This is a genomic window from Streptococcus pseudopneumoniae, assembly GCF_001073085.1.
GTDB classification, from domain to species: domain Bacteria; phylum Bacillota; class Bacilli; order Lactobacillales; family Streptococcaceae; genus Streptococcus; species Streptococcus pseudopneumoniae_M.
This window is the reverse complement of sequence record NZ_JVFV01000042.1, coordinates 59,287-71,760: the sequence shown is the minus strand read 5'-3', so window position 1 is coordinate 71,760 and position 12,474 is coordinate 59,287. Positions and strand designations below refer to the sequence as shown.

General features: G+C 39.7%; 19 protein-coding genes. 14 read left to right on the top strand and 5 right to left on the bottom strand.

The genetic code is table 11. From position 1 onward, the window contains the following. The first annotated feature begins 1 nt into the window (after position 1). On the top strand, positions 2-934 hold the full coding sequence (locus tag ADH90_RS08770) for a glycosyltransferase family 2 protein (protein WP_049530918.1): 933 nt from the start codon (positions 2-4) through the stop codon (positions 932-934). Between the two features lie 102 nt (positions 935-1,036). Here ADH90_RS08770 and ADH90_RS10975 read toward each other — a convergent pair whose 3' ends face one another. Next, positions 1,037-1,234: a ferredoxin gene (locus ADH90_RS10975; protein ID WP_080979354.1), complete on the bottom strand. Its 198-nt coding sequence runs from the start codon at positions 1,232-1,234 to the stop codon at positions 1,037-1,039. A 45-nt stretch (positions 1,235-1,279) separates the two neighbouring features. Between ADH90_RS10975 and ADH90_RS08765 the strand changes: the two genes are divergently transcribed. The 6 genes from ADH90_RS08765 (at position 1,280) to pdxT (ending at position 5,147) form a co-directional block, all read left to right on the top strand. Next, the gene (locus ADH90_RS08765) at positions 1,280-1,768 is read left to right on the top strand and encodes an SAG1386/EF1546 family surface-associated protein (RefSeq protein ID WP_000410178.1); all 489 of its coding nucleotides are present in this window, start codon (positions 1,280-1,282) and stop codon (positions 1,766-1,768) included. Between the two features lie 8 nt (positions 1,769-1,776). Then, a complete protein-coding gene (gene cmk / locus ADH90_RS08760) occupies positions 1,777-2,448 on the top strand; it encodes a (d)CMP kinase (protein WP_045762908.1) in 672 nt (223 codons plus the stop codon). Between the two features lie 139 nt (positions 2,449-2,587). Further along, positions 2,588-2,926, top strand: a complete 339-nt coding sequence (locus tag ADH90_RS08755) for a zinc ribbon domain-containing protein YjdM (protein WP_049530917.1) — start codon at positions 2,588-2,590, stop codon at positions 2,924-2,926. A 2-nt stretch (positions 2,927-2,928) separates the two neighbouring features. Next, a complete protein-coding gene (locus ADH90_RS08750; RefSeq protein ID WP_049530916.1) occupies positions 2,929-3,561 on the top strand; it encodes a Pr6Pr family membrane protein in 633 nt (210 codons plus the stop codon). A 137-nt stretch (positions 3,562-3,698) separates the two neighbouring features. Next, positions 3,699-4,574: a pyridoxal 5'-phosphate synthase lyase subunit PdxS gene (gene pdxS / locus ADH90_RS08745; RefSeq protein WP_006153788.1), complete on the top strand. Its 876-nt coding sequence runs from the start codon at positions 3,699-3,701 to the stop codon at positions 4,572-4,574. Continuing rightward, positions 4,575-5,147: a pyridoxal 5'-phosphate synthase glutaminase subunit PdxT gene (gene pdxT, locus ADH90_RS08740; RefSeq protein ID WP_049530915.1), complete on the top strand. Its 573-nt coding sequence runs from the start codon at positions 4,575-4,577 to the stop codon at positions 5,145-5,147. 29 nt (positions 5,148-5,176) lie between these two features. Here pdxT and trhA read toward each other — a convergent pair whose 3' ends face one another. Both trhA and ADH90_RS08730 read right to left on the bottom strand, forming a co-directional pair. After that, positions 5,177-5,824, bottom strand: coding sequence for a PAQR family membrane homeostasis protein TrhA (trhA, locus tag ADH90_RS08735; protein ID WP_049502699.1), 648 nt, complete (start codon positions 5,822-5,824; stop codon positions 5,177-5,179). Next, positions 5,814-6,269 carry a DUF1836 domain-containing protein gene (locus ADH90_RS08730; protein WP_049530914.1) on the bottom strand — a complete coding sequence of 152 codons (456 nt, stop codon included), beginning with the start codon at positions 6,267-6,269 and terminating at the stop codon, positions 5,814-5,816. The genes trhA and ADH90_RS08730 overlap by 11 nt, the downstream gene beginning before the upstream one ends. Positions 6,270-6,403: 134 nt before the next feature. Here ADH90_RS08730 and ADH90_RS08725 point away from each other — a divergent pair, with 134 nt between their 5' ends. From ADH90_RS08725 to trxB, 7 genes are all read left to right on the top strand, one after another. Beyond that, positions 6,404-6,904 (top strand): GNAT family N-acetyltransferase, encoded by a 501-nt coding sequence (locus tag ADH90_RS08725; protein ID WP_049530913.1) that lies wholly within the window; start codon positions 6,404-6,406, stop codon positions 6,902-6,904. Then, positions 6,897-7,409, top strand: coding sequence for a methylated-DNA--[protein]-cysteine S-methyltransferase (locus ADH90_RS08720; protein ID WP_049530912.1), 513 nt, complete (start codon positions 6,897-6,899; stop codon positions 7,407-7,409). The genes ADH90_RS08725 and ADH90_RS08720 overlap by 8 nt, the downstream gene beginning before the upstream one ends. 11 nt (positions 7,410-7,420) lie before the next feature. Then, the gene (locus ADH90_RS08715; RefSeq protein ID WP_049530911.1) at positions 7,421-7,777 is read left to right on the top strand and encodes a Spx/MgsR family RNA polymerase-binding regulatory protein; all 357 of its coding nucleotides are present in this window, start codon (positions 7,421-7,423) and stop codon (positions 7,775-7,777) included. 156 nt (positions 7,778-7,933) lie between these two features. Further along, complete coding sequence (locus tag ADH90_RS08710; RefSeq protein ID WP_049502694.1) at positions 7,934-8,734, top strand: amino acid ABC transporter permease; 801 nt, start codon at positions 7,934-7,936, stop codon at positions 8,732-8,734. Further along, positions 8,734-9,477 (top strand): amino acid ABC transporter ATP-binding protein, encoded by a 744-nt coding sequence (locus tag ADH90_RS08705; RefSeq protein WP_045762917.1) that lies wholly within the window; start codon positions 8,734-8,736, stop codon positions 9,475-9,477. The genes ADH90_RS08710 and ADH90_RS08705 overlap by 1 nt, the downstream gene beginning before the upstream one ends. A gap of 79 nt (positions 9,478-9,556) precedes the next feature. Further along, positions 9,557-9,781 (top strand): DUF4059 family protein, encoded by a 225-nt coding sequence (locus tag ADH90_RS08700; RefSeq protein ID WP_000960970.1) that lies wholly within the window; start codon positions 9,557-9,559, stop codon positions 9,779-9,781. A 65-nt stretch (positions 9,782-9,846) separates the two neighbouring features. Next, positions 9,847-10,758, top strand: coding sequence for a thioredoxin-disulfide reductase (trxB, locus tag ADH90_RS08695; protein ID WP_049530910.1), 912 nt, complete (start codon positions 9,847-9,849; stop codon positions 10,756-10,758). Positions 10,759-10,939: 181 nt separating this feature from the next. On the opposite strand, the gene rlmB is transcribed toward trxB, so the two are convergent. Both rlmB and def read right to left on the bottom strand, forming a co-directional pair. Continuing rightward, positions 10,940-11,668: a 23S rRNA (guanosine(2251)-2'-O)-methyltransferase RlmB gene (rlmB, locus tag ADH90_RS08690; RefSeq protein WP_049531025.1), complete on the bottom strand. Its 729-nt coding sequence runs from the start codon at positions 11,666-11,668 to the stop codon at positions 10,940-10,942. 44 nt (positions 11,669-11,712) lie between these two features. After that, positions 11,713-12,324, bottom strand: coding sequence for a peptide deformylase (def, locus tag ADH90_RS08685; RefSeq protein ID WP_001272935.1), 612 nt, complete (start codon positions 12,322-12,324; stop codon positions 11,713-11,715). Between the last annotated feature and the right edge of the window lie 150 nt (positions 12,325-12,474).

Sequence of the window (12,474 nt, the reverse complement as noted above, 5' to 3'; positions counted from 1 at the left end):
GATGATGATTTCAATCATAGTCCCATGTTTAAACGAAGAGGAAGTACTTCCTCTTTTTTATCAAACTCTTGAAGCACTGATCCCAGATTTGGGAACAGAAATCGAATACATTTTTGTAGATGATGGTTCGACTGATAAGACTTTGGACGTTCTAAAGGTTTATCGAGAGAAAAATTCTGCAGTACATTATATCTCTTTCTCGCGAAATTTTGGGAAGGAAGCGGCCATATATGCAGGTTTACAACAAGCAAGTGGAGACTTGGTGGTGGTTATGGATGCAGACCTTCAGGATCCACCAAGCCTCTTGCTTGAGATGAAAGAACTACTAGATCAAAATCCAGACTTGGATTGTGTTGGAACTAGGAGAACTAGTCGAGACGGGGAACCCGTTTTACGTAGTTTCTGCGCCGATCTTTTTTATCGTTTCATGCAAAAAATTAGCCCAGTAGCTCTTCCATCGGGTGTCCGTGATTTTCGAATGATGAGAAGATCAGTTGTGGATGCAGTGTTGGAATTGACAGAATACAATCGCTTTTCCAAAGGGCTCTTTGCCTGGGTTGGTTTTCGCACTCACTATCTAGAATACCCTAATGTTGAAAGGCGGGCGGGTAAGACTAGTTGGAGTTTTAGACAACTCTTTTTCTACTCTATTGAAGGGATTGTGAATTTTTCAGATTTTCCTTTGATATTAGCCTTTGTTGCTGGTCTTTCATCATGTTTTCTGGCTTTGGTGATGACACTGTTTGTAGTTGTCCGTACCCTCTTACTTGGCAATCCAACTTCTGGTTGGACCTCTCTGATGGCTGTCATTCTATTTCTTGGTGGTGTCCAATTATTGACGATTGGGATTCTCGGAAAATATATCAGTAAAATTTATCTGGAAACGAAAAAAAGACCCCTCTATCTAGTAAAAGAACAGAGTGAGTCAAGATAAGATTTGCTAAAAATAAGTCCTTCAAAAGACTATAATTTTCTGGAAAAATATGCTAAACTAGAGGAAGTGGTATTTGGAAATCGAATCACCACTGATGACAAATTAATCTTTGATGAGCGCGCGAGTAGGACACTGTTTTACAGCTTCCAGTAGCTCTTCACTAGCTGGGACGTCTCTCTCTAGTTGATTAGGATCATCATAGAAACGCACAATACCATTATCATGGTAATCAAATAAATCAGAATAGGTTTGGCATAGCCCGCAGGCAATGCATCGTTCAGGTATAAGTGTGATTTTCATATTTATATTGTAATAAGAAATTAGAAAAAAAACAAGGAGTAAGGTATGGAAAAGGAACCATGGCAAGAAGATATTTACGATATCGAGGAAAGTCGTTCGGAACGCAGAAGCAGAGGAAATAAGGAATCAGGAGTAGGAGCTAATCGTATTTTAACGATTTTGGCTTGTATTTTCTTTGTTATCGTTGTCGGTATGATTGCTATTCTAATCTACCTGTCATCCGGTGGAAGTGATCGTACGGCAGCCTTGAAAGATTTTCATGATTCTTCTGCGCCTAAGGTAGAGGAAGTTTCTTCAACATCATCAAGTAGTTCAGTTGAAGCATCAAGTTCTGAAGCAGAATCAACTTCTTCAAGTAGTTCAGAGGAACATACAAATGCTGAGGGAACCATTACTGTCCTTGCAGGTGAAGGTGAGGCAGCTATTGCAGCTAGAGCAGGCATTTCTATTGCCCAGCTTGAAGCCTTGAACCCTGGTCATATGTCTTCAGGAACTTGGTTTGCAAATCCTGGTGATGTCCTTAAGACAAGATAGGAGTTAGAATGAAAACAATTCAGATCGCTATTGATGGTCCAGCTTCAAGTGGTAAGAGTACAGTAGCAAAGATTATCGCTAAGGACTTTGGCTATACTTATCTGGATACAGGTGCCATGTATCGTGCTGCGACTTACATTGCTTTAAACAACCAAGTAAGCCCAGAAGAGTCATCTCGACTTCTTGAATTATTGGAACAATATCCGATTAGTTTTGGTCGTGCCGAAACAGGAGAACAGCTTGTTTTTGTTGGAGACGTTGATGTTACCAATCCAATCCGAGAAAATGAAGTAACTAATGCTGTATCTGCTTTTGCAGCCATTCCAGCTATTCGTGAAAAATTGGTAGCCCTCCAGCAAGAAATTGCCCAACAAGGCGGAATCGTCATGGATGGTCGAGATATTGGCACAGTGGTCTTGCCTAAGGCTGAATTGAAGATTTTTCTTGTTGCTTCAGTGGATGAACGTGCAGAACGACGTTATAAGGAAAATCTTTCAAAGGGGATCGAAACAGATTTGGAAACTTTGAAAGAAGAGATCGCTGCGCGTGATTATAAAGATAGTCATCGTGAAACTTCTCCTCTTAAGCAGGCAGATGATGCAATCTATCTGGACACGACAGGACTAAGTATTTTAGAAGTTGTCGAAAAAATTAAATCAGAAGCAGTCAAACATTTTTAATTTGAAATTTTAACCGATTGACCACGATAGTGGTGAGTCGGTTTTTTAGCAATTTGTCAAATTTTTAATTTTAAGGTATAATAGTCTTTGTTAACGAAAATTTGACAATCAAACCATCATGAAAATAGAAGGAGATAAAATGAACAATCTACCAAATTGCCCAAAATGTAATTCAGAATATGTCTATGAAGACGGAGCCTTGCTAGTCTGCCCAGAGTGTGCTTATGAATGGAATCCTGCTGAACAAGCAGAAATTGAAGAAGGTGTTATTGCCATCGATGCTAATGGAAATAAATTGGCTGATGGAGACACAGTAACCTTGATCAAAGACCTCAAAGTAAAAGGCGCACCAAAAGACCTTAAGCAAGGAACTCGTGTGAAAAATATTCGTATTGTTGAAGGTGACCATAACATCGATTGTAAGATTGATGGTTTTGGCGCAATGAAACTTAAATCAGAATTTGTGAAGAAGATTTAATGATGTTGAGAAATAAAACAATTATATTTTATAGTCGTGCTCTTCTATTTATCGCTGCTTTTCTTGGTGTTTATTTGGAAATAACCAAGCACGGTGGTTTTGGGATGTTGCTCTACTACACAGTGCTTTCTAACCTTTTGGTAACACTTTTTACAGCTTATCTGTTACTAAAGATGCGTGGTGACGATAATAGTTGGCAAAACCCAGGTATTTTACGACTCAAAGGTGGCGTTACCATGAGTATCATGATCACCTGTGTCATTTATCATTTTATGCTAGCACCGATCGCAACAGATTTTTACCGTTTGGAAAATTTCCTTTGCCATTATATTGTGCCCCTCTGGTTTCTAGTAGATACGCTCTTGTTTGATAAGAATCGCCAATATAAGTGGTTTGATCCTATTGTGTGGACCGTCTTGCCTTTGCTCTATATGGGATTTGCTATTCTCAACGGTTTAGTTCTTAAAATGAATATTCCAAATGCTAAGGACAATCCCTTCCCCTATTTCTTTTTGAATGCTACCAAACATGGTTGGGGCTTTGTCTTTAGATGGGCAGCCATTATCTTTGTTGCTTACATGGTCTCAGGATATCTGTTTTATCTTGTGAAAAGCATTAAAAAATCTAAGAAGTAAGAGTACCTTATATGGGTACTTTTTTGATGATTGAGATAATTGTACCCAGACAAATCGATTTTTTTTATCTTGTTCTTGAGTCATTTCTACCTTACAATAAAACTGTAGCTACCAATACAACTATTGAGGAAGAGAAAATGACTGAAAATCGTTATGAATTAAACAAAAATTTGGCACAGATGCTCAAGGGTGGCGTTATCATGGATGTTCAAAACCCTGAACAAGCAAGAATTGCAGAAGCTGCAGGCGCTGCAGCAGTTATGGCCTTGGAGCGAATCCCAGCGGATATTCGTGCAGCTGGTGGTGTCTCTCGCATGAGCGATCCAAAGATGATCAAGGAAATCCAAGAAGCAGTCAGTATTCCAGTTATGGCCAAGGTTCGAATTGGGCATTTTGTCGAAGCACAGATTTTAGAGGCCATCGAGATTGACTATATCGATGAGAGTGAAGTACTATCTCCAGCTGATGACCGTTTCCATGTGGACAAGAAAGAATTTCAAGTTCCTTTTGTCTGTGGCGCTAAAGACTTGGGTGAAGCCTTACGTCGTATCGCTGAAGGAGCTTCTATGATTCGTACAAAAGGGGAACCTGGAACAGGAGATATCGTTCAGGCAGTCCGCCATATGCGTATGATGAATCAAGAAATTCGCCGCATCCAAAATCTCCGTGAGGATGAACTCTATGTCGCAGCAAAAGAACTCCAAGTACCTGTAGAATTAGTTCAATACGTTCACGAACATGGAAAACTACCAGTCGTGAACTTCGCAGCAGGCGGTGTAGCAACACCTGCAGATGCTGCTCTTATGATGCAGCTAGGTGCAGAAGGTGTCTTTGTTGGTTCAGGGATTTTCAAATCAGGTGATCCTGTTAAACGTGCAGCAGCAATTGTCAAGGCAGTTACAAACTATCAAAATCCTCAAATTTTAGCTCAAATCTCAGAAGATTTGGGAGAAGCCATGGTTGGTATCAATGAGAATGAAATCCAAATTCTCATGGCTGAGCGAGGAAAATAGATGAAAATTGGAATATTGGCCTTGCAAGGCGCCTTTGTAGAGCATGAGAAAGTCCTTGCCAAACTAGGAGTTGAAAGTATTGAACTGCGAAATCTAGAAGACTTTCAACAGCATGAGAGTGACTTGTCAGGTTTGATTTTACCTGGCGGTGAGTCAACAGCTATGGGAAAACTCCTACGTGACCAGCAGATGCTACTTCCTCTAAGAGAGGCTATTATCAATGGTTTACAAGTCTTTGGGACTTGTGCTGGTTTGATTTTGCTAGCGAAACAGATTACCTCTCAGGAAGAGACTCATCTGGCTACCATGGACATAGTAGTGGAGCGCAATGCCTATGGACGTCAGCTAGGAAGCTTTTATACAGAAGCAGACTGCAAGGGTGTTGGCAAGATTCCCATGACCTTTATCCGTGGACCTATTATTAGTGAAGTTGGTAAGGGTGTTGATGTTCTGGCAGTAGTGAACAATCAAATCGTTGCTGCTCAAGAAAAGAATATGCTAGTGACCTCCTTTCATCCGGAATTAACAAATGATCTTCGCTTGCATCAATACTTTATCAATATGTGCAAATAAAAATAGGTCGGGATTTTCCCGGCCTATTTTTACATGTAATAAACAATGGCGATGTATTGGAGAGCTGAAGCTGCCAGAATGAAGAGATGCCAGATCATGTGGAAATATGGTTTCTTCTTAGCATAAAAACCAGCACCAACTGTATAGCAAAGCCCACCTGATACCATAAGGGTCCAAAAGATTGGATTTGTTTGACTGATGATTGCTGGTAGGATAGCCACAACTAGCCAACCCATGATGAGGTAGAGTATTAGACTAAATTTTTCATTGACTTTTTTGGCAAAGATTTTATAAAGAATACCGAAAATAGTTGTTCCCCACTGAATGGCGATAATCAGATAACCAAACCAGTTATTCATCAAGGTCAAAACGACAGGAGTATAAGAACCTGCAATCGCAACATAAATCATAGAATGGTCAATAATTCGTAACACATATTTATGAGTGGAACCATAAGCCATAGAATGATAAATGGTCGATGAAAGAAACATGAGAAAGAGGCTGATAACGAAGATGGATACACCGATAGACGATAAGAAACCATGCGCCTCATAACTATAGGTTGATGAAATAGGAAGTAAGATGAGCATAAGTACAGCCCCTATAGCATGGGTGACACTGTTGGCAATTTCTTCTCCAAAACTAAGTCGTTTACTAAGTTTGAAACTAGTATTCATTTGTTTCCTCCTCTTGGGTTTCTGTATAGACTAGTGCAAGTGTTTGATGATAAAGTTTGACCGTTTGACAGCTTGCTTGAATGATTGGATTAGCTGGATCAATATCTTTATTCATATAGTCCACAAAAGCATTGTAAAGTTCTTGTGAGTTAGTCTCTGTGTGTAGGGTATTCAGGGTTTGAGCAATTTCTTGGATAGAAAAAACAGACTTGAGAGTGGTAATAGCAATCAGTCGGGCAATTTGTTTGCGTTGGTATTTTTTCTTTTCAGGTTTACTGATATAGCCGTGCTTCACATAGTTGTTCACCATTGATGCAGTTAAACCTTTCTCTTTAGCATGAGAAATAGGGGAACAAACTTTATTCACATAAAGTAGGACCTGATCCAAATAGAGATCAATATTTGGAATTTCGTCCCATTCTGGGTAGGAAAAAGTAGTTTTCATTTCCAACTCCTGTTTATCTGGTTTTGATAACTAGATTATAAAATAATAGAAATAAAAAGTCAAGTTTTAACTGCTTGTCGAAAGCTTTAAATTATGCTATGATGAGAGAAACTAGTCAGAAAAGAGGAGATAAGATGGAAATTCGTTTAGCCTTTCCAAACGAAGTAGATGCAATTATGCAGGTGATTGAGGATGCTAAAAAATGCTTGGCGGAAGCTGGTAGCACCCAGTGGCAAAATGATTACCCAAATGCCGACACGATTATTGAAGATATCATCTCTGGTCAGGCTTATGTAGCCTTGGACGAAGGAGAACTTTTAGCCTATGCAGCAGTGACTAAAAGTCCAGAAAAAGCTTATGAAGCCATTTATAATGGAAGTTGGGAGGGAAGAGAACCGGAATACCTTGTATTTCATCGGATTGCGGTTTCTAGAGATGTCCAAGGCCAAGGTGTTGCCCAGACCTTCTTGGAAGGCTTGATTGAAGGCTTTGATTACCTAGATTTTCGTTCAGATACACATGCTAAAAACAAGGCCATGCAACATATCTTTGAAAAGCTTGGTTTTAAACAGGTCGGTAAAGTTCCAGTAGATGGAGAACGCTTGGCCTACCAAAAATTAAAATCAAATGTCTAAGAAGTATGCAAAGATGCTGTATAAGTCTCCGATTGGAATCTTATCTTTGGTAGCAGATGATCACTATCTGTTTGGGATATGGGTTGAGGAAGAGAGTGATTTTGAGAAGGGATTATCTGAAAATGATGTAACTGCTGTTGAAAGTCATCCCATTTTAAATCAAATTGCTAGCTGTTTAGATGCTTATTTTAAAGGACAAAATCAAGATTTGTCTCAGTTACCTTTGGCTCCTGTCGGTAGTGATTTCGAAAAAAGAGTCTGGAACTACTTGCGGGGAATTCCTTTCGGTCAGACTGTTACTTATGGACAAATAGCTAAGGACTTGCAAGTAGCTTCTGCCCAAGCAATCGGAGGAGCAGTAGGGCGCAATCCCTGGTCTATTCTTGTCCCCTGTCACCGTGTGCTAGGTGCTGGAGGACGTCTGACAGGCTATGCTTGGGGACTTGATAAGAAGGCTTGGCTCTTGAATCATGAAGGTGCAAGTTATCAAGAAAATAAAAAATAGAAAGAGAAAAAATGTTAGAATTTATCGAATATCCAAAATGTACAACTTGTAAAAAAGCCAAAAAAGAGTTAGATCAACTCGGATTAGAGTATAAAGATGTTCATATTGTAGAAGAAACTCCGAGTGAAGAAGTCATTTTAAATTGGCTTGAAACTTCAGAATTTGAGTTGAAGCAATTTTTCAATACTAGTGGTATTAAATACCGTGAACTGGGTTTAAAAGACAAGGTTGGAACTTTATCCAAAAAAGAAGCGGCCAAACTCTTGGCCAGTGATGGTATGTTATTAAAACGTCCTATATTAGTGGAGAATGGTGCTGTGAAGCAGATTGGTTATCGTAAAACCTACGACAACTTGGATTTGAAATAGTTTTTTTCTATCTCCTTGATAGGTAAAATATATAACCTCACACTTTTAAAGTATGATAAACTAGTAGGTAGACAAAGTCTCTTCTGCTCGTAGCAAATATTTTAAATCTAGGCAGAAGTATGATAGAATGATTCATTATCAGGAGAGGATGTTTCTATGAATGTTACAACAATTTTAGCATCAGATTGGTACCAAAACTTGATGCAGTATATTCCAGACGGCAAACTGTTTAGTTTTCGTTCTGTCTTTGATGGGATTCCAAGAATTGTACAACAATTGCCAACAACATTGATGTTGACAGTATTTGGTGCTTTTTTTGGTATAATCTTGGCCTTGGTTTTTGCTATTGTAAAAATTAATCGCGTTAGAATTCTTTATCCATTACAAGCATTCTTTGTTAGTTTCTTAAAAGGGACACCAATCCTAGTGCAGCTGATGTTGACTTACTATGGAATTCCTCTAGCATTAAAAGCGTTGAATCAACAATGGGGGACTGCTTTTAATATCAATGCGATTCCGGCTGCAGCTTTTGCCATTGTAGCTTTTGCCTTTAATGAAGCAGCCTACGCTAGTGAAACTATCCGTGCCGCTATTCTTTCTGTTAATCCTGGAGAGATTGAAGCCGCTCGTAGTCTTGGAATGACACGTGCACAAGTTTACCGTCGTGTGATTATTCCAAATGCAGCAGTAGTAGCGACTCCAACCTTGATTAACTCCCTAATCGGTTTGACTAAGGGGACTTCCCTAGCCTTTAGTGCGGGTGTTGTAGAAGTCTTTGCTCAAGCTCAGATTTTGGGTGGTGCCGACTATCGTTACTTCGAACGTTTCATCTCAGTTGCCCTTGTATACTGGGTGGTAAATATCGCTATTGAAAATCTTGGCCGCTTTATTGAGAAAAAAATGGCAATCGAAGCACCAGATAATACGAAAACAGATGTGAAAGGAGACCTTCGCTAATGATTAAGATTTCAAATTTAAGCAAATCCTTTTCTGGTCAAACCGTCTTGGATCATCTGAATTTAGATATTCAAAAAGGGGAAGTAGTAGCTTTGATTGGTTCCTCAGGAGCGGGGAAGTCAACCTTTCTTCGTAGCCTAAATTATCTGGAAACACCTGATAGTGGAAGTATTCAGATTGATGATTTCAAAGTGGATTTTTCTCAAATTACTCAAGATGAAATCTTGACTCTTCGTCGCAAGTTGTCCATGGTGTTCCAACAGTTCAACTTATTTGAACGTAGAACAGCCTTAGACAATGTCAAGGAAGGTTTGGTAGTTGTTAAAAAACTTTCCGACGAAGAAGCAACTAAGATTGCCAAAGAAGAGTTGGCTAAGGTTGGTCTTTCAGATCGTCAACAGCACTATCCTCGCCACTTATCAGGTGGACAAAAACAACGGGTAGCTTTGGCGCGTGCTTTAGCCATGAAGCCAGCAATCTTGCTCTTGGATGAACCTACTTCAGCTCTTGATCCAGAATTAGTTGGTGAGGTAGAAAGATCTATCGCTAATGCAGCTAAATCAGGTCAAACCATGATTTTAGTCAGTCACGATATGTCCTTTGTTTCTCAAGTAGCTGATAAGGTTTTGTTCTTGGATAAAGGAAAGATTATTGAGTCTGGAACACCAGATGAGATTATCAATCATCCTAAAGAAGAACGAACAAAAGAATTCTTTGCTAGTTACAAACGGACCTATATTTGATATAATAGAAGATAAGAAAGACTCAGTTAGCCTAGCTAACTGGGTTTGCTCTTTAAAATTAATAGAAATGAGAGAGAGCATGCTAGTTCAGCTATTTGCTTTGTATTTAGAGAGTTTAGTGTTGACAATTCTACTGGTCTTGATTATTTTGGGACTCTGGATTGGACTTAGAGCTCTGTCGGGGGTTGACAAAACTGCTAAAGCACGTCAAGCCCATCTCTACGATATGATTATGATTGGAGTTTTGACCATTCCAGTATTGTCATTTGCAACCATGAGCATCTTGTTGGTTCTCAAGGCTTAATAGTTGTAAAATGGGATTTAATTCGTTAGAATAAAAATAGTTACAACAAGAAAGAAGGAAAGAGAATGTACGATACGATTATTATCGGTGCAGGCCCTGCTGGGATGACTGCAGCCTTGTATGCAGCACGCAGTAATCTGAAAGTGGCTTTGATTGAAGGGGGCCTTCCAGGAGGTCAGATGAATAATACTTCTGACATTGAAAACTATCCAGGTTATGCTAATATCAGTGGTCCTGAATTAGCTGAAAAAATGTTTGAACCTCTTGAAAATCTTGGAGTAGAACACCTCTATGGTTTTGTCGAAGCTGTTGAGGATCATGGCGAATTCAAAAAAGTCGTAACAGACGACCAAGTTTATGAAACTCGCACAGTTATCGTAGCGACTGGTTCCAAACACCGTCTCTTGGGAGTTCCGGGGGAAGAAGAACTCAATAGCCGTGGTGTTTCTTACTGTGCGGTTTGTGATGGCGCCTTTTTCCGCGACCAAGATTTGTTGGTTGTAGGTGGAGGTGACTCCGCGGTTGAAGAGGCTATCTTCTTAACACGGTTTGCAAAATCTGTTACCATTGTTCACCGTCGGGATGAACTACGTGCCCAAAAGGTCTTGCAAGATCGTGCTTTTGCCAATGAAAAAATCAACTTCATTTGGGACTCGGTTGTCAAAGAAATTAAGGGTGAAAACCGTGTGGAATCAGTTGTCATTGAAAATGTTAAAACAGGACAAGTGACCGAACAAGCCTTTGGAGGTGTCTTCATCTATGTTGGATTGGACCCTGTTAGTGACTTCGTCCAAGAGTTACAGATTCGAGACCAGGCAGGTTGGATTGTGACAGATGACCACATGAAGACAAGTGTTGCAGGGGTCTTTGCAGTTGGGGATGTTCGTCAGAAAGACCTTCGTCAAGTCACAACTGCAGTTGGAGATGGCGCTATTGCAGGTCAAGAAGCTTATAAATATATTACTGAACATAGTTAAAAAGGCGGTGGGACAGAAATCGATAGACAAAGTCTCGATTTCGTAGTTCCAGCACCGCGAGGATGATTAGGAGCTTTTTGGAGTCTAAAAGAAGAACAAAAAGTTCAATCAGTTACCGCGTCAAAGTTTGATTGCTAATAAAAAGTGAGGTCGGGATCTTTTGTCCCAACCTCACTTTTTATTAGAGTCGATTTCGAAAAACTTCGTACATGAGAATGGCTGCAGCGACGCTGGCATTGAGGCTCTGTACGTGCCCATTCATTGGAATAGTAATCATCTCGTCCACTTGTTTTTTGATGTTGCTAGAGATACCTTTGCCTTCATTTCCAATGATGAGAGCAATCTTTCCTTTGGTATTCCATTTGTGGCAAGGAGTTCCATTCATATCAGTTCCAAAAGTCCAAAAGCCTTCTTCTTTAAGTTTATCCAAGGTTTGGCTGAGATTGGTAACACGGGCGATAGGAACGTGTTCAATCGCACCTGTTGCTGTTTTGGCTACGACAGGAGTAACACCGACAGCTCTATGTTTGGGAATGATGACACCTGAAACATTGGTTGCATCCGCTGTCCTCAAGATAGAACCAAGATTATGTGGGTCCGTTAAACCATCAAGGATTAGTAGTAGTGGGTTTTCTTCCTGGCGTGTCTTAGCAAGAATCTGCTCAAGTTCAGTGTAGGCAAATTCAGAAACACGCAAGACAAAACCTTGGTGAACAGCTCCTTCAGTCATCTCAGAAAGTGATTTTTTAGAAGTCCAAGAAATGGATACTTTCTTTTCAGTAGCCAATTCCTTAACTTTTTCCACATTCTTTCCTCGTAAATCTTCCTGAAGATAGAGTTTGTTTCCAGTATTTGCTAAAAGAGCTTCAGTGACGGCATGAACGCCATAGACAATATCGTTTGTTTTCATATCTTCATTATAACACAAAATCCCGTCTTGCAACGGGATTTTCTTTATTCAAGAATGAGCAAACCATCTTTAACTTCAAATGGGTCTTTTTCATTGATACGGTCGTAGAACATAATGCCATTTAAGTGGTCAATTTCATGTTGGACAACGATTGAGTTGTAGCCTTTTAGCTTGATACGATGTTTTTCACCATCCTTGTCAAAGTAGTCAACAGTCACTCGAGCATGGCGGATAACATAACCTGGAACAGCACGGTCAACAGACAAGCAACCTTCTCCTTCGCCTAGAGCAGCATCTTGGACTGAATGTGAGACGATTTTAGGATTGTACATAACAGCTTGTAAGTCATAGGCTTCTTGAGGAGTTTCACCTTCCTCAGTGATATTTGGTACCAGTACGGCGATGATGCGTTTTGAGATATCTAGCTGTGGTGCAGCAAGCCCAACACCTCCACGTAAACCTAATTTTTCAGCCATAACAGGATCTTGTGAGTGTTTCAAAAATTGCATCATTTTTTCTCCAAGAATGATATCTTGGTCGCTCAAGGGGAAAGAGACCTCCTCGGCAACGGCACGAAGAGTAGGGTTCCCTTCGCGGATAATATCTTTCATATCGATTAAATGAGCAGCTTTGGTAATTCGTTCTATAGCAGACATATTCTTTCCTTTCCTTCCATTACAATTACATGATAACACAAAACAGATGAGAAAGAAAGTCACAGAAGCTGTTAAAAAATTATAGAATAAAAGGAAATACCTATTTGTCTGTGGTATAATAGAATAAGAAATATGACTTTAAAATTATGG